The sequence below is a fragment of the Phyllobacterium endophyticum genome (assembly GCF_003010935.1).
Taxonomy (GTDB): Bacteria; Pseudomonadota; Alphaproteobacteria; order Rhizobiales; family Rhizobiaceae; genus Phyllobacterium; species Phyllobacterium endophyticum.
This window is the reverse complement of the sequence record NZ_PGGN01000001.1, coordinates 338,647-359,418: the sequence shown is the minus strand read 5'-3', so window position 1 is coordinate 359,418 and position 20,772 is coordinate 338,647. Positions and strand designations below refer to the sequence as shown.

19 protein-coding genes are annotated in these 20,772 nt (G+C 59.0%); 10 read left to right on the top strand and 9 right to left on the bottom strand.

Translation table 11 applies throughout. From position 1 onward, the window contains the following. Positions 1-4: 4 nt before the first annotated feature. From pheS to infC, 5 genes are all read right to left on the bottom strand, one after another. Complete coding sequence (pheS, locus tag CU100_RS01795; protein WP_106714843.1) at positions 5-1,087, bottom strand: phenylalanine--tRNA ligase subunit alpha; 1,083 nt, start codon at positions 1,085-1,087, stop codon at positions 5-7. 144 nt (positions 1,088-1,231) lie between these two features. After that, complete coding sequence (gene rplT, locus CU100_RS01790) at positions 1,232-1,636, bottom strand: 50S ribosomal protein L20 (protein ID WP_106714842.1); 405 nt, start codon at positions 1,634-1,636, stop codon at positions 1,232-1,234. A 79-nt stretch (positions 1,637-1,715) separates the two neighbouring features. Continuing rightward, positions 1,716-1,916: a 50S ribosomal protein L35 gene (gene rpmI, locus CU100_RS01785; RefSeq protein WP_106662221.1), complete on the bottom strand. Its 201-nt coding sequence runs from the start codon at positions 1,914-1,916 to the stop codon at positions 1,716-1,718. A gap of 236 nt (positions 1,917-2,152) precedes the next feature. Continuing rightward, positions 2,153-2,767, bottom strand: a complete 615-nt coding sequence (locus CU100_RS01780; protein WP_106715933.1) for a methyltransferase family protein — start codon at positions 2,765-2,767, stop codon at positions 2,153-2,155. 80 nt (positions 2,768-2,847) lie between these two features. After that, positions 2,848-3,384, bottom strand: coding sequence for a translation initiation factor IF-3 (gene infC / locus CU100_RS01775; RefSeq protein ID WP_106714841.1), 537 nt, complete (start codon positions 3,382-3,384; stop codon positions 2,848-2,850). 213 nt (positions 3,385-3,597) lie between these two features. On the opposite strand from infC, the gene CU100_RS01770 reads away from it, so the two are divergent. From CU100_RS01770 to CU100_RS01725, 10 genes are all read left to right on the top strand, one after another. Continuing rightward, positions 3,598-4,383: an alpha/beta hydrolase gene (locus CU100_RS01770; RefSeq protein ID WP_407070287.1), complete on the top strand. Its 786-nt coding sequence runs from the start codon at positions 3,598-3,600 to the stop codon at positions 4,381-4,383. A gap of 21 nt (positions 4,384-4,404) precedes the next feature. After that, a complete protein-coding gene (locus CU100_RS01765) occupies positions 4,405-5,550 on the top strand; it encodes a benzoate/H(+) symporter BenE family transporter (RefSeq protein WP_106714839.1) in 1,146 nt (381 codons plus the stop codon). Between the two features lie 209 nt (positions 5,551-5,759). Then, complete coding sequence (locus CU100_RS01760) at positions 5,760-6,191, top strand: DUF2852 domain-containing protein (RefSeq protein ID WP_106714838.1); 432 nt, start codon at positions 5,760-5,762, stop codon at positions 6,189-6,191. Between the two features lie 101 nt (positions 6,192-6,292). Then, positions 6,293-7,051: a M48 family metallopeptidase gene (locus tag CU100_RS01755; protein ID WP_106714837.1), complete on the top strand. Its 759-nt coding sequence runs from the start codon at positions 6,293-6,295 to the stop codon at positions 7,049-7,051. Continuing rightward, positions 7,051-7,692 (top strand): YdcF family protein, encoded by a 642-nt coding sequence (locus tag CU100_RS01750; protein WP_106714836.1) that lies wholly within the window; start codon positions 7,051-7,053, stop codon positions 7,690-7,692. Before CU100_RS01755 ends, CU100_RS01750 begins: the two co-directional genes overlap by 1 nt. A 60-nt stretch (positions 7,693-7,752) precedes the next feature. Then, positions 7,753-8,412, top strand: coding sequence for a phosphoribosylanthranilate isomerase (locus CU100_RS01745; protein ID WP_106714835.1), 660 nt, complete (start codon positions 7,753-7,755; stop codon positions 8,410-8,412). A gap of 110 nt (positions 8,413-8,522) precedes the next feature. Further along, positions 8,523-9,719: a tryptophan synthase subunit beta gene (gene trpB, locus CU100_RS01740; protein ID WP_210280648.1), complete on the top strand. Its 1,197-nt coding sequence runs from the start codon at positions 8,523-8,525 to the stop codon at positions 9,717-9,719. Next, complete coding sequence (trpA, locus tag CU100_RS01735; protein WP_106714833.1) at positions 9,719-10,564, top strand: tryptophan synthase subunit alpha; 846 nt, start codon at positions 9,719-9,721, stop codon at positions 10,562-10,564. The genes trpB and trpA overlap by 1 nt, the downstream gene beginning before the upstream one ends. Before the next feature lie 41 nt (positions 10,565-10,605). Then, a complete protein-coding gene (gene accD / locus CU100_RS01730; protein ID WP_106714832.1) occupies positions 10,606-11,529 on the top strand; it encodes an acetyl-CoA carboxylase, carboxyltransferase subunit beta in 924 nt (307 codons plus the stop codon). 30 nt (positions 11,530-11,559) lie between these two features. Then, a complete protein-coding gene (locus CU100_RS01725) occupies positions 11,560-12,888 on the top strand; it encodes a bifunctional folylpolyglutamate synthase/dihydrofolate synthase (RefSeq protein ID WP_170113706.1) in 1,329 nt (442 codons plus the stop codon). Between the two features lie 50 nt (positions 12,889-12,938). Here the strand turns inward: CU100_RS01725 and trxA are convergent, their stop codons facing one another. From trxA to CU100_RS01705, 4 genes are all read right to left on the bottom strand, one after another. Next, entirely contained in the window at positions 12,939-13,262 is a 324-nt protein-coding gene (gene trxA, locus CU100_RS01720) for a thioredoxin (RefSeq protein WP_106714830.1), read from the bottom strand. Positions 13,263-13,422: 160 nt separating this feature from the next. Next, a complete protein-coding gene (gene addA, locus CU100_RS01715) occupies positions 13,423-16,917 on the bottom strand; it encodes a double-strand break repair helicase AddA (protein WP_106714829.1) in 3,495 nt (1,164 codons plus the stop codon). After that, positions 16,914-20,054 (bottom strand): double-strand break repair protein AddB, encoded by a 3,141-nt coding sequence (gene addB / locus CU100_RS01710; RefSeq protein ID WP_106714828.1) that lies wholly within the window; start codon positions 20,052-20,054, stop codon positions 16,914-16,916. Before addB ends, addA begins: the two co-directional genes overlap by 4 nt. Then, positions 20,047-20,772: a nucleotidyltransferase family protein gene (locus tag CU100_RS01705; RefSeq protein ID WP_106714827.1), complete on the bottom strand. Its 726-nt coding sequence runs from the start codon at positions 20,770-20,772 to the stop codon at positions 20,047-20,049. The genes addB and CU100_RS01705 overlap by 8 nt, the downstream gene beginning before the upstream one ends.

The following is a 20,772-nucleotide window of genomic DNA, read 5'->3' as shown; positions in this document are numbered from 1 at the left end:
GATGTCAGGCGCTCAGGCCGCCAAACAATGTCGGGATGTCGAGCGGACGGAAGCCGTAATGCTGCAGCCAGCGAACGTCGGCGTCGAAGAAGGCGCGCAGGTCCGGCATGCCGTATTTCAGCATGGCTATGCGATCGATCCCCATGCCCCAGGCAAAGCCCTGATATTCGTCCGGATCGAGACCACCGGCGCGCAGCACATTCGGATGAACCATGCCGCAGCCGAGAATTTCCATCCAGTCGGTGCCTTCGCCAAACCTGACTTCCCTGCCGGAACGGTCGCACTGGATATCCACTTCCAGCGAAGGCTCGGTGAAGGGGAAGTAGGATGGACGGAAGCGCATCTTCAGCGACGGCACTTCGAAAAATGCCTTGCAGAACTCCTCCAGCACCCATTTCATATTGGCGACGTTGGCAGTTTTGTCGATGACCAGTCCCTCCACCTGATGGAACATGGGCGAGTGGGTGGCATCGCTGTCCATACGGTAAGTCTTGCCGGGAATGACGATGCGAATAGGCGGCTTCTGGTTTTCCATCGTGCGAATCTGGACCGGGCTCGTATGCGTACGCAACACCCGCCGCTCGCCATTCTCGTCCGGATTGAAGAAGAAGGTGTCATGCATCTCACGCGCCGGATGGCCTTCGGGGAAATTGAGCGCGGTGAAGTTATAATAGTCGGTCTCGACGTCGGGACCTTCGGCGATGGAGAAGCCCATGTCGGCGAAGATCGCAGTGATTTCATCGACAACCTGGCTGATGGGATGAATGCGCCCGCGTTCTGCCGGCGCAGCGCGCACGGGAAGCGTGATATCCACCTTCTCAGTTTCAAGGCGCGAGCTGATAGCAGCGTCCCTGAGCGCATTCCTGCGGGCGGTCAGCGCTTCCGCAATCCGATTCTTCAGCCCGTTGATCGCAGGGCCCTGGAGCTGCCGCTCTTCCGGCGACATGGAGCCGAGCGACTTGAGCTTCTCTGAAATCGAACCCTTCTTGCCGAGCGCAGCGATGCGGACCGCCTCTATGGCAGCTTCGTCATTTGCTGACTCGATCTGCGCGGCAAGCACGCTTTCCAGTTGTATCAGGTCATCCATCGTTCTCACCTGTTGCTAGGATCCCGTCATTTCCACGAAATGACCGCCTCTTGCTCGTCCATACAGAAAATCGAAAAACCCGCGCCAGCCGAGCCAGCGCGGGTTTCCCAAATCTAGTTTCGTGAATGCTTTGGGAGCGGCTGACTAAGCGTGTACAGCGCCTTCGAAAGCGTTCGGTGTGGTGTTCTTCAGGTACTCGAGAGCCTTCTTTGCAGAAGCCACGAGCGCACCGAATGCTTCCGGCTCATGGATCGCGAGATCCGACAGAACCTTGCGGTCAACCTCGATGCCGGACTTCGACAGACCGTCGATGAAGCGGCTATAGGTCAAGCCATGTTCGCGAACAGCAGCGTTGATGCGCTGGGTCCAGAGCGCGCGGAAAGTGCGCTTCTTGTTCTTGCGATCGCGATAGGCATATTGCTTCGAACGATCGACAGCAGCCTTGGCGGTCTTGATCGTGTTCTTGCGGCGGCCACGGAAACCCTCAGCCTGCTTCAGAACTTTTTTATGCTTGGCGTGGGACGTAACGCCCCGTTTTACACGTGCCATGATATGATCTCCTTAACTCGAGGCTCGTTGCCATTTCTTCCGAAATGACCGCCTCCTGGGATGGATAACGTTTGCCCGATCAAAGACCGTTTGGCAGGAACTTCTTCACGATTTTCGCATCGGCATCAGCCAGGACCATCGTCCCGCGTGCATCACGAATGAATTTGTTCGAACGTTTGATCATGCCATGGCGTTTGCCAGCGGCGGCGGCTTTGACTTTGCCAGTCCCGGTAATCTTGAACCGTTTCTTGGCAGCAGATTTGGTCTTCATCTTGGGCATTTTGCTACTCCTTATTGGCGCTTTCCTGTCGTGCCTTCGGCACGCTGCGCCTCTTTTCTGTTTGAGGGCCCTGTCATTTCTGCGAAATAACCGCCTCTGTTGTTAACTTCAGGCCGACCAAAGCCTGAAAGCATACAAAACCGCCACGGCATGCCCTGCCGGGCGGTTTGAACGGGTGCTTATTACCAGAAGCTTGGAAAAGCGCAACAGTTGAATCGCGTGAGCCGGCGAAAAGCTTAGTAGAGCCTCAACAGGACCGGCAGAACGTGGACAGACTGCAAATATTCGACGAACTCCAGCAACGGACAGGCAACAAAGAAAACCAGTCCATCGGTAAATGTCCGGTAAAGCATCGAAGACTTTACCGTCAGCACCTCAGTCTCCCGGTAGAGGGAGAGCTTGGGGAAAAATCGGGGTACCTCGCGCTTGTAAACGGCATAGACCTCGCCGAAAACCTTTTCGAGATAACCTTCTTCGGCAGCGATGACAAAGCGGAAGGCGATGTAGCAGATGACGGAAAGTGCCAGCGAAACGATCAGGCTGCCTGTCATCATGCCTATACCTGCCGCACCGAGCGTGCTGAAGACGTAAAGCGGGTTACGGCTTATGGAATAAGGACCTGTGCGAACAATTTCCGAACTTTTACGTCCGCCGATATAGAGCGTGCACCACATGCGTCCGAGGATCGTCAGGACGATCACGCCGATGCCGAAATCCTCGATATACTCATGGACTTCGCCCGCCCAGGCCGATCGTATGGTCAGAAGGGCAATCAGGATCAGACCGACGAGGAGAGCAACTGCAATGCGCCTGCGGTGCTGGAACCGGGACATGTCCCGCAGAGAGTTCAGTGCCATCATGGGCTTTCGAATTGTGAGCATCCAAAGGAAAAGCCGCCCGAAGGCGGCTTTTCTATGAAGCTATGTTGTTTTCAGCGCGGCGCCAGAACCATCATCATCTGGCGGCCCTCAAGCCGAGGTTCGGCCTCGACCTTGGAAATTTCCAGCGTATCTTCCTTGACCTTGTCCAAGAGGCGCATGCCGAGTTCCTGGTGGGCCATTTCGCGGCCGCGGAACCGCAACGTAACCTTGACCTTGTCACCCTCTTCAAAGAAGCGCTTGATCGCCTTCATCTTCACGTCATAATCATGCGTGTCGATATTCGGGCGCATCTTGATTTCTTTGATCTCGACCGTCTTCTGCTTCTTGCGCGCTTCCGCGGCCTTCTTCTGGCCCTGGTATTTCAGCTTACCAAGATCAACGATCTTGCAGACTGGCGGTTCGGCATTGGGTACGATCTCGACGAGATCAAGCCCCGCCTCATCGGCCATCGCCAATGCTGCCTGGATGGTTACGATCCCGTGGTTTTCACCTTCGGCATCGATAAGCTGTACCTGAGGTACGCGGATATCGCGGTTGGAACGAGGTCCATCTTTCTGGACCGCCTGGGCTCTAAAGGGTCGGCGAATGGCAGTAGTCTCCTTGAATTATTTCGGAACCGCAAATAGCACCGTCAGGCCGGAGCCGCAATGCTTCTGTGCGCAGGCGAATGGCAATAGCAGTTTTTTCGGGATAAATCACTCGAAACCAATATAGGCTTGTCGAGGATTTATGCAAATGTTGCGGGCTTCCCACGTTCTGTTTAGCGTCGAGACAGCAGATCAACCAATGGAGCAAGCTTGATGGACGCATCCCCACCACAGTTCCTGGACGTCAAAGGCGTGGACATTGCATTGCGTCGGCGCGAGGGGCGTGCTCCGGGAATCGTCTGGCTGGGGGGCTATTACTCGGACATGCTCGGCAGCAAAGCGCAATGGCTCGACCAGTGGGCATCCGAACGCGGCCTCGCCTTCCTCCGGCACGACTATTCCGGTCACGGCGAATCGGGCGGCGAATTCCGCGACGGCACCATCTCCTTATGGCTTGAGCAGAGCCTTGCGGTTTTTCGCAAGTTTTCCCACGGTCCGCAGATTGTCGTCGGCTCATCCATGGGCGGGTGGATCGCCTTGCGGCTGATCGAGGAATTGCAGAAACTTGGCGAAGGTGGGCGCGTGGCTGGTCTCGTGCTGATCGCGCCCGCACCCGATTTCACCTCGGAGCTTGTCGAGCCGCAATTGACCAATAATCAGCGGCGGCAGATAGCACAGCGCGGATATATGGAAGAACCATCCGACTACTCATCCGTGCCTTACATATACACCAAGGCCCTGCTCGAGGATGGCAGGGCCAACCAGGTGCTGAAGGGTGTGATCCAGACCGATTGCCCGGTCCATATCCTGCAAGGCATGAAGGACAAGGACGTGCCCTATACGCACGCGCTGCGATTGGTGGATCACTTGCCCGTCGACGATGTGACGATTACACTGGTGCGCGATGGGGATCACCGCCTGTCGCGTCCGCAGGATCTTGAACTTTTGACCCGGACCGTGTCTTCACTGATCGATCGAATCGCTTCTTCCGTCCAATAGGCCTTCCAACCTCAGGTTCCCATGCGCCCTTCCGTGATTGCTTCCGCCGTCGTCGCTGCTGTTGTCGGCTTTGGCGGCACGCTTGCGCTTATCATCGCAGCGGCGCAGGCGCTCGGCGCAACGCAGGAGCAGACCGCAAGCTGGGTAACCGCGGTCTGCCTCGCGATGTTCGCAGCGACCGGTTACCTGAGCTGGCGCTACAAGATGCCTGTTATAACAGCCTGGTCCACACCCGGACTGGCGCTCATCGGCAGTTCTATCGGTTTCACCATGCCCCAGGCAACCGGGGCATTCATTGTAACCGCGATAGCGATCATTCTCACCGGATTGATCAAGCCGGTTTCAGCATTCGTATCGAGGATCCCGGCATCCATCGCCTCCGGCATGCTGGCCGGCGTTCTCTTCGCGTTTGTCGCCGCCGCAGCGCGGACGATCCCGATAGATCCGCTATTTGTCCTTCCGCTCATTCTATTGTTCTTTGTCATCCGGCTGTTCAATCCCGCCATGGCCGTGCTTGCCGTACTTTTCGGCGGAGTGATCTATGCGTTTGTCAGCGGACGGGTCGAGAGTGTCCCCGGCATCGAGCTTTCCACCCTGACGATGATTGTGCCGGTCTTCGACATGCGCGCCATGATCGGTCTCGCCTTGCCGCTTTATCTGGTGACGATGGCATCGCAAAACCTGCCGGGCTTCGCGGTGCTTCGTGCAGCGGGTTACGAGCCGCCAACGGCGGCGGCGCTACAGGTGACCGGGCTCGTATCGCTGATCACCGCTCCCTTCGGCGCTCACACCAGCAATATGGCGGCAATCTCCGCCGCGATCTGCACCGGCCCGGACGCGCATCCCGATCCGGCAAAACGCTGGCTGACCGGTCCTTTCTACGCACTTTCCTACCTGATCTTCGCCATATTCGGCGCGTCTCTGGTTGCGCTGTTCGCCGTATTGCCCCCGCCGCTGATCGCCCTCGTCGCCGGGCTCGCCCTGATCGGCGCCTTCATCAATGCCCTTACGCTTGCCCTGACGATCGAGCACGAACGACTGGCAGCGATCGTTACGTTTGCCGTCACGGCATCCGGCATCACTATCGCCGGAATAGGTTCGGCCTTCTGGGCGCTGGCGGCGGGGCTTCTCGTCATTGGCCTCGATCACGCAAAGAAACGGTTCTGATTCCAAGCATTTGGCGTATTCGAAACCATGGTTTCTTGAAAAGCCGCAAAGTCTTTCCCATGTCGATATCAATCGGCCAGTTACTGTTTCCCGCGCTTGGCGCACAAGGACGCAGTAATTATTGTGTTGGCACATGATCCTTGTCCAAAAGCCATTCCGACTTTTGGGGTCATGTGCGGGTCGGGCTTCTTGATAGGGAAGGGCTTTCGATGAACACTTCTGCTTTGATCCGTCCAGGCTGGTCCCCGGCGACCATCGCCCTGATGATTATAGGTTTCATGCTATTCTGGCCGCTCGGCCTGGCAATGCTCGCCTATATTGTCTGGGGCAATCGTTTCGGTGGTTTCAAGCATGAAATGAACAATGCGGCTGACAATGTCTGTGGCGCGTTCCGCCGTCACCGGCGTTCGCAGCATTTCGGCCGCGGTCCATTCGGCACGGGCAACGTTGCTTTCGACGAATGGCGCGAGAAAGAACTGCAGCGTCTCGACGAAGAACGCCGCAAGCTGGAAGAGATGCGGACCGAATTCGAAGACTACGCACGCGAGCTTCGCCGCGCCAAGGACCGGGAGGAATTCGATCGCTTCATGGCCGAGCGCAATGCAGCGCCCAAGACGTCTTCGGATACCAACGAAGGATAGCGACTTGCGGTCACTTCCTTTCTGACCTTGCAAGCGGCGCCTTCCGGCGCCGCTTGTGTTTTTGTCTCACCCGTCTTGTTCGAATCAATTAATGTGTCTTCATGATCCTGTCCCTGTTCCGGAGCCCGCCGAAAAAGTCCGCGACGCTTAAAGCCGAGCGGATATACGAAGTTGCAGGCCGCGTGTTGCCATTGCTGGTGATGGAGAACCCGCGAGCGACAAGATTGACGCTGCGGATCGACGCGGGCGGCAAAGGCCTTCGGATCACGGTACCGCCCGGGATGCCGGCACGCGAAGTCGACAAGTTCCTCGCCAGGCACGAAGGCTGGATCGAAACACGCATTACCAAGATGCCGGACCAGCCCAAAGTGCGACCGGGGATAAAGCTTCCCATTCGAGGCGTGCCGCACCTCATCGTGCACGAACCGGCAAAGCGCGGAACGGTGCGGCAGGAAAACGGAGCAGAGGGCCCGAGATTGATTGTCTATGGCGATCGCCCGCACCTCTCCAGGCGCGTCGGCGATTTTCTCAAGCGGGAGGCGCGCCGCGACCTCGAAATGCTCGTCGCACGGCACACTACGGCTGTCGGAAGAAGGGCGAAAGCCGTTCGGCTGAAGGATACGAAGAGCCGCTGGGGTTCGTGCACCTCGGACGGAACGCTTTCATTCTCGTGGCGTATCATGATGGCGCCGCAACCAGTCATCGACTATCTCGTCGCGCATGAGGTGGCGCACCTGAAGGAAATGAATCACGGACCTAAATTCTGGAAATTGTGCAGTGAGCTCTGCCCCGATACGGAGCGCTGCAAGGCGTGGCTGAAACGCAATGGCGGCGCGCTGCAGGCGATTGACTTCAGCTGATGCGGTTGCCGCTCTCGCCTGACGTACTCGCGGCCGCCCGCACGCTGTGGGATTTTCATCTCGTCTATGACGATCTCGCGGAGGCGGATCTTATCATTGGTCTCGGCAGCTACGACCTGCGCGTTGCCGATCGGTGCGCCGAACTTTTTCACGAGGGGTGGGCGACGCAACTGCTCTTCACCGGCAAATCCGGCAATTGGACGAAGAAGCTCTATGACGGCAGTGAGGCGGAGGCGTTCGCTGCCCGCGCCGGCAAAGGCGGTGTCCCTGATGGGGCCATGCTGATCGAGCCGGAGGCCACCAATATCGGCGAGAACATCCGCTTTTCGCGCGCCATGGCCGGAGACAATATTCGCCGCATCATCATCGTCACCAAGCCGCAAACGCAAAGGCGCGCCTATGCGACGGTCCGGGCCCAATGGCCTGAAGTACCGGCGCTTGTAACGGCTCCTTTGACGAGGTTCGAGGACCAGCCGGTCGAGGCCTATCCACTGCAGAGCCTCATTCACGAAATGGTCGGGGATGTACAGCGCATGGTCGAATATCCGGCAAAAGGATTTCAGATTGCGCAATCCATCCCACGATCTGTCGCGGATGCGTATGAGTTGCTTGTGAAAGCCGGGTATGACCACCATCTGTGATGTCAGAGTGAAACGTGCAATATCCTCGACTTTGACGCATTTTCATGCGAGTGGCGGCATATGAGCCTTGATATCAAGATATGCGGGTTGAAAACCGCCGAGACAGTTGCTGCAGCACTGGACGGCGGCGCAACGCATATCGGCTTCATCTTCTTTCCAAAAAGTCCGCGCAATATCGATCCTGCCCTGGCTGGCTATCTGCGCCGCGCCGCCAAGGGTCGCGCCAAAGCCGTTGCCGTGACTGTCGATGCGGACGACGTCACGCTCGACGGCATTGTCGCGGCTATGCAACCGGATATGCTGCAATTGCATGGACATGAGAGCGTGGGACGGGTTCTCGAGATCAAGGCGCGCTATGGCTTGCCGGTATTGAAGGCATTGTCGCTTCGAGACCGCGCCGATCTGGATCAGATCGGTCCTTATTCTGGCGTTGCAGATCGGTTGCTTCTGGATGCCAAGCCCCCCGCCGGGTCCGACCTGCCGGGCGGAAATGGTGTTTCTTTTGACTGGAAGCTCCTCGGTGCGCTTGACGCCTCCATAGATTACATGCTTTCCGGTGGTCTCAACGCGGGAAACATCGCCGAGGCGTTGCGAGCGACGAACGCGCGCGGAATCGATATTTCTTCTGGCGTCGAGTCGGCTCCTGGCCTCAAGGATGTCAGCCTGATCAAAGAATTTTTCCGGGCGGCAGGTGTTGCGAAGGGCGCCGCTGCCGCCTGAAAACAAGAGAGACGGTCGTTCGGCAAGCGCCGGGATCTCAATAGTGGAGTGATGCAGTGAACACGGTTATTCAGCCCAATTCATTCAAGACCGGGCCCGACGAAGAGGGCATGTTCGGCATTTTCGGCGGACGCTTCGTCGCCGAAACCCTCATGCCGCTGATCCTTGAACTGCAACAGGCCTATGACGATGCGAAAAACGATCCGGCTTTCAAGGCAGAGCTTCAGGCCCTTTCTACGCATTATGCGGGCCGGCCGTCCAAGCTGTATTACGCCGAAGGACTGACGCGGCACGTTCGCCAGCTTGCCAGAGAACAGGGCCTGGATGGCGGCGCGAAGATTTATTTCAAGCGTGAGGATCTGAACCACACCGGCAGCCACAAGATCAACAATTGTCTTGGCCAGATCCTGCTTGCGAGGCGAATGGGCAAGACCCGCATCATCGCCGAGACCGGCGCTGGCCAGCATGGCGTGGCCTCCGCCACAGTGTCGGCGCGTTTCGGCCTGCCTTGCGTCGTGTATATGGGCGCAACCGATGTCGAGCGGCAGAAGCCGAACGTTTTCCGCATGAAGCTGCTTGGTGCCGAGGTCAAGCCGGTATCCTCCGGGCACGGGACGCTCAAGGACGCGATGAACGAGGCGCTGCGCGACTGGGTTTCGAATGTCGAGGATACCTATTATCTGATCGGTACTGCCGCTGGCCCACATCCCTACCCCGAAATGGTGCGGGATTTCCAGGCCGTGATCGGCACGGAAGCGCGCGAGCAGATCCTCGAACGCGAAGGCAGGCTGCCGGATACCATTGTTGCAGCTGTGGGTGGGGGGTCCAATGCGATTGGCCTGTTCCATCCATTCCTCGATGACAGGCAGGTGGAGATCATCGGCATCGAAGCCGGCGGCCGCGGGCTCGATGGCGAAGAGCACTGCGCGTCGATGAGCGCAGGCAGACCGGGTGTGCTGCATGGCAACCGGACTTACCTGCTGCAGAACAAGGACGGCCAGATACTCGACGGCCATTCCGTCTCGGCCGGGCTCGATTACCCGGGCGTCGGACCTGAACATTCGTGGTTGCGCGATACGGGGCGCGTTTCATATGTTCCTGTTCTCGATAATGAGGCCCTGGACGCTTTTACGCTGACGACGCGCACCGAAGGCATTATTCCAGCACTTGAATCCGCCCATGCTATCGCGCATGCGGTTAAGATCGCGCCCAAAATGGCGCAGGACAAGATCATGATCGTCAATCTCTCCGGCCGCGGCGACAAGGATGTGCACACGGTCGGGCAGCTTCTTGGAATGGACATCTGATCATGACACGTATCGACGCAAAATTCGCGGCATTGAAGGCGGAGGGGCGCCCGGCGCTCGTGACCTACTTCATGGGCGGGGACCCGGATTTCGACACATCGCTGAAGATCATGAAGGCGCTGCCCGAGGCGGGTTCTGACATTATCGAACTCGGGGTGCCGTTCTCCGACCCCATGGCCGATGGTCCTGCAATCCAAGCTGCCGGCTTGCGTGCGCTCAAAAAGGGCATGTCGCTGACAAAGACCCTGGATCTCGCCGCCCGCTTCCGGCAGGGCGACGATACGACGCCAATCGTATTGATGGGCTATTACAATCCCATCTACATCTATGGCGTCGAGCGCTTCCTCAAAGATGCCGTCGCTTCGGGAATCGATGGTCTTATCATCGTCGACCTGCCGCCGGAAATGGACACGGAACTGTGCATTCCGGCGATCAGGGCCGGTATCAACTTCATCCGCCTGGCCACGCCGACCACGGACGACAAGCGCCTGCCCAAGGTTCTGCAGAACACGTCGGGCTTCGTCTATTACGTTTCGATGAATGGCATTACCGGCTCGGCCCTTCCCGATACGAGCAGGGTTGCGGCAGCTGTTCAGCGCATCAAGAAGCATACCAGGCTGCCCGTGGTGGTCGGCTTTGGCGTGAAGACTGCCGAACAGGCCAAGATCATCGGATCTGCGGCTGACGGTGTCGTCGTCGGTACCGCAATCGTCAATGCGGTTGCCAATACAATCAACCCCGACGATTCCCTGGTGGCCGATCCCGCCGAGGCCGTTGCCACGATGGTGAAAGGCCTTTCCAGCGGCGTGCGTGCATCGAGCGCAAGTTTTGCTGCCGCCGAGTAAAGTTCCCAAGTCAACCGTTTGTTAGAAGAACAGGACCGATCATGAACTGGATTACGAATTACGTCCGGCCAAAGATCAATTCGATGCTTGGCCGCCGTGAAATGCCGGAGAACCTGTGGATCAAGGATCCTGAATCCGGCGAGATGGTTTTCCATACGGATCTGGAAAAGAACCAGTGGGTGGTGCCATCGTCAGGGCACCATATGCGCATACCTGCCAAGGACCGGCTGAAGTTCTTCTTCGACGATGGCGCTTTCGAAGTACTCGAACAGCCGAAAGTCACGATTGATCCGCTGAAGTTCCGCGACGAAAAGCGCTACGTCGACAGGCTGAAGGAACATCGCGCCAAGACCGGCCAGGACGATGCCATCATAAACGCCCTCGGCACGATCGAAGGCCTGCCAATCGTCGTGACCATTCATGATTTCAGCTTCATGGGCGGATCGCTCGGCATGGCCGCTGGCGAAGCAATCATCAAAGGCTTCGAAACGGCGATCGCCCAGAAGAAACCGCTGGTGCTGTTTGCTGCCTCCGGTGGTGCTCGCATGCAGGAAGGAATTCTTTCCCTCATGCAATTGCCGCGTACGACTGTCGCTGTCGAAATGCTGAAGGAAGCAGGTCTTCCGTATATCGTGGTTTTGACAAATCCGACCACTGGAGGCGTTTCCGCCTCATACGCGATGCTCGGCGACATTCACATTGCCGAGCCAGGTGCATTGATCGGTTTTGCCGGCCAGCGGGTAATAGAGCAGACCATCCGCGAAAAGTTGCCGGAAGGCTTTCAGCGCGCCGAGTATCTGAAAGCGCACGGTATGGTGGACATGGTGGTGCCGCGCACCGAACTGAAAGCGACCATTGCACGATTGTTGAAAATGCTGATGGGCGAGGCAGCGACGGAAGTCCCTGAAGAACCCCCCGTCGAGCAGGCCGTCGTCTTGCCTGTACCAGCCGAAGCGCGAGCTTGATCAACATAATGCGTTCAAACCGGCTGTATGATGCCATCGCTCGCTGAAGAGGAAATAGACCGTCTTTTGGGGCTACACCCCAAGGGCTTCGATCTTTCGCTTGGACGCGTTACGCGTCTGCTGGACACCCTTGGCAATCCGCATCTGAAACTCCCGCCCGTTATTCACGTGGCGGGCACGAACGGCAAAGGATCCGCCGTTGCCTTCTCGCGTGCCCTGCTGGAAACTGCCGGCTACAGGGTCCATGTCCACACGTCCCCACATCTGGTGCGATGGCACGAGCGTTATCGTCTGGGACAGGAGGGGGGCGGCAGAATCGTCGAGGACGAGGTGCTGGCGGATGCGGTCAAGCGGGTTGCCGAGGCCAATGCCGGACAGGCAATCACCGTTTTCGAAATTCTGACCGCTGTCACTTTTGTCCTGTTTTCGGAACACCCGGCGGACGCTGTCATCCTCGAGGTTGGTCTCGGCGGGCGATTTGACGCTACCAATGTCATCCCGGAGCCGGCCGTCAGCGTCATCATGCCCATTTCACTGGATCACCAGCCCTATCTCGGAGACCGGGTAGAACTGATTGCCGCGGAGAAAGCCGGAATAATCAAGGCGCGTTGCCCTGTTGTCATCGGGGCACAGGAGGAGGAGGCGGCGCGTATGGTCCTGATCGAGACCGCCGAGCGACGCGATTGCCCCTTCACAGTATATGGTCAGGATTTCCTCAGCTACGAAGAACGCGGCCGCATGGTCTACCAGGATAACAGGGGATTGATGGATCTTCCTCTGCCTGCCCTGCCCGGGCGTCATCAACTGGCGAATGCCGCTGCGGCCATCCAGGCGGTCAGAAGTGCCGGATTCAAGGTGCCGGAACAGGCGGTCGAAAAAGCCATGACCGCTGTGGAGTGGCCGGCACGCATGCAGCGCCTCGTCAAGGGCAAGCTGGTGGACATGGCGGTTCCGGGATCCGAGATATGGCTTGACGGGGGCCATAATCCTGGCGCGGGCCTGGTGATAGCCGAAGCTGTCGCCACCTTGGAAGACCGCAATCAACGGCCGCTGTTCCTAATCACCGGCATGATCAACACCAAGGACCCGGTCGGCTATTTCCAGGCGTTCACCGGCATGGCGCGGCACGTCTATACTGTCCCAATCCGTTCGAGCGGTGCGGGCATACCCCACGACGAACTGGCGCTTGCTGCCACTGAAGCCGGGCTTTCCGCTGAGCCCGTCCATTCCGTAGAGAATGCGCTGAAGATACTGCGTGACAGCTGGGATGCATCGGAACCCGCACCGCGCATTCTTATCGGCGGATCGCTCTATCTTGCCGGCGAAGTCCTTGCCGACAATGGCACCCCGCCACAGTAGAAAAAGCCCTGCATGGAGCCGGGCTTTGCAGTACTGGTCTTTCGAACCGATCAGGCGGCGGAATTCTTGATCCAGTCCGACAGCTTGCTCTTTGGAGCAGCGCCAATCAGGTTGGCGGCGAGCTCGCCGTCCTTGAACATCAGCAAAGTAGGGATAGAACGTACGCCGAACTGGGCAGCCAGTTCCGGATTTTCGTCGATATTGACCTTGGCGATGGTAACCTTGCCTTCCATCTCGGAAGCGATTTCTTCAAGGGCGGGCGCGATCATCTTGCAGGGACCACACCATTCCGCCCAAAAATCGACGACCACCGGCTGGCCTGCCTGAATAACGTCCGACTGGAAATTGCTGGTGTCGATCTTGAGGGTAGCCATTGGCTTTTCCTTGTATGTTTGTGACTGTGTTGCGCATCATGTGGTGAGTCGGCTCGCACTCGTCAAGCTTGGTATTGTCACGATTCAGTGCAAACAGCCGAGAGAGCTTGCGGCCCTGCGTTGCAGCTTGGCGCAACAGGCCGCAGTTCCTGTCTTTGCTTCACCCCAGTCTGGTCAGGGCATCTTGCATAGCGTCAGGGGGTATGTCGATGAGATGCGGACCTTCGGTGTAAAGCAGTGCCGCTTCGACTGCCTTGCCGGGATAGAGCGGCTCCAGCAGTCGCCGATAAAGCCCGAGCTGCGCCACATAGGCTGCCGGTACGCTGTCCAGGGCGAGTGGCGCGGGCCGGTTAGTCTTGTAGTCGACGATGAGAACGCGGCTTTCATTGACCGCCAGCCGGTCGATGACACCGGATACGGCATGGTCCTTGCCGCGCAGATGCAACGTCCCCATGACCGCGATTTCCGACAGTGATCCGGCAGCGAAGACCGGCGCGAAACGTTGGTCGTTCATAACGCGGAGCACGGATTGGACAGCAGCTTCGATTTCCGGCGCAGGCCAGTCGAAAGCCGCTCGCGACATATAGCGTTCGGCGGCAGGCAGCCTTTGTCCATCCGGCAGGTTGGGCAGCATCTGCAGAAGGGCGTGGATAATGGTGCCGCGGCGAATGGCAAACGAGGGATCGCTGCCATCGGCGGTCAGGACGGGCGACCCGGTAACCAACGGTGCCTCGTTTTCCGGTTCGATCAGGACTGAAACACCGGACGGCGCGAGGGGCCGCGGCAGGCCGGCCTCGCGCGGCATTGGCGTCCTGTAGGCGGCCGGAAATGGTCGCGATAGCTTATTTTCGATTGCTACGGGTTCATCGACTGGAATAGATATGCGTTCCGTAACGCGATAGCGCCTGGCAACGACGCTTTCGACCGGATGCCGGAACGGTTCGCTGAGTTCGCCCAAAGCCGCATCCACCAGGCCCTGCCAGGTATCCGGCGGTTGTCGAAGTCCGCGATAACCACAAACGATCAGGCGATCCTCAGCGCGCGTCATGCCAACATAAAGCAACCGCCGATACTCCTCCTCGGAGCGAATTTTCAGGCCGTCTATGATCCTCCGGGTGAATTCGGTGGCGTAAGCCTTTGCAGGGACGAACAGGAACCCTTGACCTTCCCAGCCATCCTTCTCCTTCATGTCAAAGGACAGAAGGTTCGGCATACGTCCTCCAGATGACGCCGCGCTACCGGAGTCGATGAGAAAGACGACGGCTGCCTCCAGCCCCTTGGCCGCGTGTACTGTCATGATCCGCACTTCATTGCGGCTCTGATCAAGTTCGCGCTTGATCTCGGGCGTCGCCGCATCGAGTGTCTCAAGAAATGCCTGCAGACCCGGCAAGCCCGTTTTCTCCGTCGCGACGGCGTAATTCTGGAACTCATCGATCACGTCGCCTGCTTCGTGCCCAAGCCTCGCCAGAAGATCGCGGCGCGCGCCACCCGGTCCAAGTATCTCCGCGTAAAATTCGAATACCGGGACTGTGTCGGCGCGATTGCGCCATGTTTGCAATCGCTGCGCGGTCGCTCGCAGGATCAGATCGTCTTCGGCTCGAGCCTTCAGCCTATGATAAAGCGTTTCGTACTCGGCCCGGCCATGCGCGAGATCGAAGAGCTGCTCGTCATCCCACTTGAACAGCGGGCTTTTCAACAATGCAGCCAGTGACAGGTCATCGGACGGTAAAAGCATGAAGCGGCCGAGCGCGATAAGATCCTTGATGGCAATGTGGTCGGTGAGCTTCAACCTGTCCGCACCGGCGACAGGCACGTGCCGCTTCTTCAGCTCGCGCGAAAGCGCGGGCATGAACTGATCGCGCTTGCGCACGAGCACCATGATGTCACGCGCCTCGAGCCGCCGGCTCTTCCCTTCTATGATCTCACCATTCTTGAGCCAATGATCAATCGTGCTGGCGATCTGCTCGGCCAGCCGCACAGGAGGAGCAGGCAAACTATCGACAGGCTTGCGCCAGTCGTCCTCCTCCGGAGTGGTTTCCGGTGTCAGCATGTCCCAGATTTGGACTTCGCCCGGATCATGATCGCGGATTGCCGTGTGCACAGTCGGACCATTGCCGCCAAAACCACGATGGGCTTCCGGACGCTCAAACACCTTGTCGACGGCAGACAGGACATCCGGCGTCGAGCGGAAGGAAAAGTTGAGGTTTACGCGGGAAAAACTCAACTCGGCTTGCTCTGCATTGCGTGCGGTTGCCCTGCCATGCGCAGCAAAATCTTCAGGGATGGCTCCTTGAAACGAATAGATCGACTGCTTCTCGTCGCCCACTGCAAACAGCGTCCGGCGAGTATCGCGCGCCGATCTGCCGGAAAAGAATTCCTCGCTGAGCAGGCGGATGACCCGCCATTGATTGGGGCTGGTGTCCTGCGCCTCATCGACCAGAATGTGATCGATGCCTTTGTCGAGCTTGTACTGAACCCACGGCCCTGCGTCCTGGCGCGCCAGCAGATTCACGGTCCGGATGATAAGATCGTCGAAATCCAGAAGGCCATGTGTTCTCTTCATCTGCTGGTAGCGGGCGATCAGATCATCCACCAGAGCAAGTGCCGAGAGGGTGAGCCGGATCAAACGTAACTGCTTGAGACGGTCCAGCCCCTGAAAGACGTCCTGCGCCGCCTGCTCATAAAGATCGACGAAATCGGGAAAGTGCTCAAGCACTGCCTTCGTGGCAAGAACCGAGGCGCTTCTCGGCTCGCCTCCCGCTTTAAGAAACGCCGTTCGCAGCGCTTCCTCCCGCTGATCGATGTCTTCATTGAACCTGGCGTGCAGGAGTACGAGCGCAAATTCCTGCGCCTTTACAGCGCCCTTCTCGATCGAAAGCATGGCGGAGAGTGTTGGTTCGTCGAAGCCCCGCACCGGCCACAGAGTGGCCAGAATACTGTCTTCCGTTTCGCTACAAGAGAAGCCAAAATGCGAATAGAACGCTTGGCGGCGCAAACCGTCGTGACCGATTTCAGCGATAAACCTGATCAGATCGTGCCGCTTGTTTACCGCTTCATCGAGCAATTGCTGCAGGCCAAACTCGCCAGCGGCGTCGAGCACATCGGCAAAGGCCGCCGCAAGTTGCGCGTTTTGATCGAGCCGTGCGGCCTGCAGCAACTGGCGGCGCGCCTCACCAACCAGCGCGACCTGCATCATGTCATCCATCAGCTCGAAATGGCCGGCAATATTGGCCTCTAGCGGGAACTGATGGAGAATTGCTTCGCAGAACGCATGGATTGTCTGGATTTTCAGACCGCCGGGCGTTTCCAGCGCGCGTGCAAAAAGACGCCGTGCCTCCGCCAATCGCCCCTGACCTGGAACCTTGCGGTCAATGTCTTCGATGGTCTTTGCCAAAGCCTCGTCATTCATCGTCGCCCATTCAGAGAGCCTGGAGAAAACCCGGTTCTGCATGACGGCCGCCGCTGCCTTGGTATAGGTAAGGCAAAGTATCTTCGACGGGTCGGTCCCGTCCAGCAGGAGGCGAATGACCCGTTCGGTGAGAACGTGGGTCTTTCCCGATCCGGCATTGGCCGAAACCCAGACGGAGTCCCGCGGATCAGCTGCCTTGTTCTGATTGGCGATCGTTTCTCTCGGTATGATGCGCGGCTGTTTCATTCGCCGTTACCGCCATCATCGGCACCCCCCGCCGACCATTCCAGCACGCGAGCCAGATGATCGTAGTCTCCGGTAAGGTCGGTTTCCCTAAAGGGCAGCGCACGTGACAGATATCCGTTCTGCGGATCACGGTAGGCCATCAGCAACTCCGTCAAACGGCGCCACGAGAGTTCACCCAGTTCCGGAGCGGTCTTCGAGCTGCCATTGGCCGAGCTGCCAATTCGGAGAATCGATTCCGGCTCGACACGACCGTTGGGGCGTAATCGCACATAGAGCAGGTCGGCGGCATTGCGGGTTCCGACCTCATGGAATGCGCCACGTGCAAGCAGCGCCGCCTCCAGCGCCAGCTGCGGCGAGAGGAGCACGTGCGCCTGCCGCTTGGACGGCGTCGATCCGGTCTTGAAATCGATGACCTCCACAGCGCCGTCGCGCCGGAGGTCCACCCGGTCTGCACGGCCGGAAAGGGTGACGCCCGTCGCCTCGACGGAAATCTTCTTCGAAGCGATTTCCGGATAACGTTTGTCGATTAGGTGGGCGCGCTCGCGCTCCCACTGAATGTACTGCGGAACCAGCGACTTGAAGCGTGGCCACCAGACCGCATCGATTTCTTCGGGCAGCGCGACCTCATCGAAACAGCGCCGGCCGATTTCCAGAAGGCGCCGAGAGGCATCCTGACGAGCAGGATCGACCTCCTCGCTGGTGAATGCCGCCAGAATGTTGTGAAAAAGCGAGCCGCGCTCCGCAACGTCGGGATCGCGTATGAGCGGCTCGATGGGACGCAGTCGCAGGATTCGCCGCGCGAAGATCGCGTAGGGATCACGTCTGAGTGTCTCGATTTCCGTGACCGAAAAGTGCTTTGGCCGGGCAAGAAGCGGCGGTTTCGGGTCGGGCCTTCTGACAAAATCTTCGTCGGGTGCGGTATCGATCTGCCGAGCCCAGTCCAGATATTTTTGCCCGCGAGTGCGCAGGTCAACGGCGGCGGTCTTGCCCAGCACGGTTTCCAGCCGCTGCAGCCAGCGGGAGGCGACGGTCGGTGCATTGTCAGCGCGCTGCGAACGGGTGAGGATGACGCGATCCATTCCCATGGCCATTTGGAAATCATGCGCAGCGAGGCCGGTTCGGCGCTCCGGCGGCTCAAGATTTATGATCGACTTCATCGGCCGTGACATGAAGGGGTCATTGCGGGTCTTGCCCGGCCATGAGCCTTCGTTGAGTCCGCCGATGATGACGGTGTCCACAGTCTGCAGGCGGGCCTCGAGAGCACCCCATATGAAGAGGCGCGGATGGGCGCCCGCCTTTGGTTTGACCACCTCGCCCGAGACCAGCGATTCCATCACTGCGGGCCATTCGCCGGGGTGAAAATCGAGACCTGCATCGGCGGAAACCAGATCGCGGAGAAAGGCAGCAAATTGTTCGCCCGCCGCACCGGAATATAGCGCCGAGATATCGCGCTGATCGTCCCGGACGAGATTCTCCAGACTGGCGACCGTGGCGCGAATGATCTCCGGTATTTCCACCCGATCCACCCTTCCCGCAAAGGCGGCGAGCGGTAGCATGCTTTGCGTCAGCGCCCTGCAGGCTAAACCGGCCGTATCGATGCGGGCGACGGTGACCTGCCGGAGCCAGGCGGGTTCATACGGAGTGGCGCCGGCGTGAACCAGGCGCTCCTCGAAGAACTCAGCAAGACCGGAAAGGGTGGCCCGTCCGGTACCACCTCGAAGTGACACGAGCTCAATCGTCTCAGCGGCTTCCCGGACCGCGGCACGATCGAGCCCGAGCCGCGTCAGCGGGTGCTTCAGCAGTGCCAGCAATGCCACCGGATCGCCGGGGTTAAAAACGGTCTCGAGCGCCAGCCGCATCAGCGTTGCCGGCTGCGTCTCGCGCAGGGGATAACCTCCCGAATCATCCGCGACGATATTGAAGCGTGCGAGCTCGGTCGAGACGCGTCGCGCCAGATCGCGATCTGCTGTGATCAAGGCTGCCGTCTGGCCTGGCTGATCAATGGCCTCACGAAGGGCTACGGCAATCACGAGCGCCTCTTCGCCCTCGTTCGCCGCCTCCACAAGCGCGACCGTTTCGACAGCCGACGAGAAGCATCCATCACCCCGGTCGATCTTGGCCCAGGCTTCGCTTGTCTCCGCTGGCCGCATAGCCTCTGCCAGGAGAGTTTCACGCGCACGTTTTTGCGGCGTGACGTTTCCCAACCGTGCAACATCATCGCGCAGCGTGCCGAGGTCACCCAACAGTTTCCTGAGACCATATTGCGGGTGGCCGAAGATGGACGGGTTGTCATCGGTATGTGCCAGGATATCCCAGCTGGCAGCATCCATGTCGCGGTCGAGACCGGGCAGGACGAGCGCTCCTTGCGGGAGAGAAGCGATAGCCGCCAGCAGGCGCGCCGTGGCAGGAATCGAACCCGTGGAACCAGCGGCGATGACCGGGCCCACAGGCGGGTTGCGCAACAGGCGCTCCGCTTCGAGTTCGATGAGGCGGTTGCGGTGCGCTGCCGGATTCGAGCGATGACGCTCAGCAAGGATCGCCGGCCAAAGACTCGTGACGATTCCCAGAAAATCCAGGGTCACCTGCCACCAGTTCGGCAGTTCCTCCGAAACGATGTTGGCGAGGGTGGACCAGCCCATGGCTTCTGTTTCCACCTGATCCATCAAGCTTGCAAGGTCGCGCGCAAGCCATACGGCATCGGCAGTCGTAGCCGGAATGGCGATCTCCTCGTTGCCGAAGAGTGCCCGCACATGATCGGGAAGGCGCTCGCGCCATGGCCGCACAAGTCGCGCGAGGAGCAGGAGGCGCTCCGTCGAGCCTATCGGCGGCAAAAGATCAAAAAAAGCGTCCGATCCCATGTCGAACATGGCCGCATCCTCATCCACGTCGCCAAGGGGGCGGATGACAGGAAGAATTGCAGATTTGACGGGGCTCTTCTCGACCAGCAGGGAGCGCAACGTCCGTGCTGCGCGCCGCGTTGGTACATAGATCGTGGCCGTGGCCAGTGCCATCGGGTCAGACGGGTCGGCTGGATAGAAGGGAATGAGCGCGCCCGATTGCAACGCTTCCACTAGAGCTGGCAGAAACGGCAGGCCCGGCGCTATGGAGAATATCCGCGGATGCCCGTGCTCAACCATTGACCATCTGTCTGGCGATGGCTGCTTCCGCAGCACCGATCGCTTCCGGTGTTCCGACGGTCAGCCACAGCCCCTCCATGCGAAGGCCGTAGAGCCGATTCTCGGCGATAGCTGCATCGAAATAACGATTGAGCGAGGACTTTCCCGCCTTTGCTCCGGCAAAGATGCGCGGATGGACGATAGCGGCACCTGCATAGATATAGGGTGATGTCTCGCCGCCGCCGAGGCGGCGCAGCCGGCCATCATCGCCCATCTGGAAATCGCCACGTCCATCGTAGCCCGTCGCCTGATCCTTGGTGGCGATCATGAGAAGGATATCCATGCGGGCATCATCCCACCCTTCCGCCAGAAGGACAAGATTTGGCCGGGCTCCGTCCACCCAAAATGTGTCGGCGTTGATTATGAAAAAGGGCTCGGGCCCAATATTTGCGAGTGCGTTCACGATGCCGCCGGCAGAATCCAGAAGCTCCTTGCGTTCATCGGAAATAAGGATGGTTGGCGCTTCCCGCCCCGCCAGATGAGCATCGAGTTGATCTGCGAGATAATGAACATTGACGATTGCGCGCTCGACGCCTGCTGCAACCAATGCATCCAGCCCCCAATCAAGCAATGGTTTGCCGGCTACCCTTACCAGAGGCTTTGGAATCGTATCTGTTATAGGCGCCATGCGTTTGCCAAGGCCGGCTGCGAGAACCATTGCCGTATTCGGACCTGCCAT

Excerpts from the sequence above, each read along its gene's own strand:
- pheS (WP_106714843.1), bottom strand. The coding sequence starts at position 1,087 with ATGGATGACCTGATACAACTGGAAAGCGTGCTTGCCGCGCAGATCGAG.
- rplT (WP_106714842.1), bottom strand. The coding sequence starts at position 1,636 with ATGGCACGTGTAAAACGGGGCGTTACGTCCCACGCCAAGCATAAAAAA.
- rpmI (WP_106662221.1), bottom strand. The coding sequence starts at position 1,916 with ATGCCCAAGATGAAGACCAAATCTGCTGCCAAGAAACGGTTCAAGATT.
- CU100_RS01770 (WP_407070287.1), top strand. The coding sequence starts at position 3,598 with ATGGACGCATCCCCACCACAGTTCCTGGACGTCAAAGGCGTGGACATT.
- CU100_RS01765 (WP_106714839.1), top strand. The coding sequence starts at position 4,405 with ATGCGCCCTTCCGTGATTGCTTCCGCCGTCGTCGCTGCTGTTGTCGGC.
- CU100_RS01760 (WP_106714838.1), top strand. The coding sequence starts at position 5,760 with ATGAACACTTCTGCTTTGATCCGTCCAGGCTGGTCCCCGGCGACCATC.
- CU100_RS01755 (WP_106714837.1), top strand. The coding sequence starts at position 6,293 with ATGATCCTGTCCCTGTTCCGGAGCCCGCCGAAAAAGTCCGCGACGCTT.
- CU100_RS01750 (WP_106714836.1), top strand. The coding sequence starts at position 7,051 with ATGCGGTTGCCGCTCTCGCCTGACGTACTCGCGGCCGCCCGCACGCTG.
- CU100_RS01745 (WP_106714835.1), top strand. The coding sequence starts at position 7,753 with ATGAGCCTTGATATCAAGATATGCGGGTTGAAAACCGCCGAGACAGTT.
- trpB (WP_210280648.1), top strand. The coding sequence starts at position 8,523 with ATGTTCGGCATTTTCGGCGGACGCTTCGTCGCCGAAACCCTCATGCCG.
- accD (WP_106714832.1), top strand. The coding sequence starts at position 10,606 with ATGAACTGGATTACGAATTACGTCCGGCCAAAGATCAATTCGATGCTT.
- CU100_RS01725 (WP_170113706.1), top strand. The coding sequence starts at position 11,560 with ATGCCATCGCTCGCTGAAGAGGAAATAGACCGTCTTTTGGGGCTACAC.
- trxA (WP_106714830.1), bottom strand. The coding sequence starts at position 13,262 with ATGGCTACCCTCAAGATCGACACCAGCAATTTCCAGTCGGACGTTATT.
- addA (WP_106714829.1), bottom strand. The coding sequence starts at position 16,917 with ATGAAACAGCCGCGCATCATACCGAGAGAAACGATCGCCAATCAGAAC.
- addB (WP_106714828.1), bottom strand. The coding sequence starts at position 20,054 with ATGGTTGAGCACGGGCATCCGCGGATATTCTCCATAGCGCCGGGCCTG.
- CU100_RS01705 (WP_106714827.1), bottom strand. The coding sequence starts at position 20,772 with ATGGCAGGTCCGAATACGGCAATGGTTCTCGCAGCCGGCCTTGGCAAA.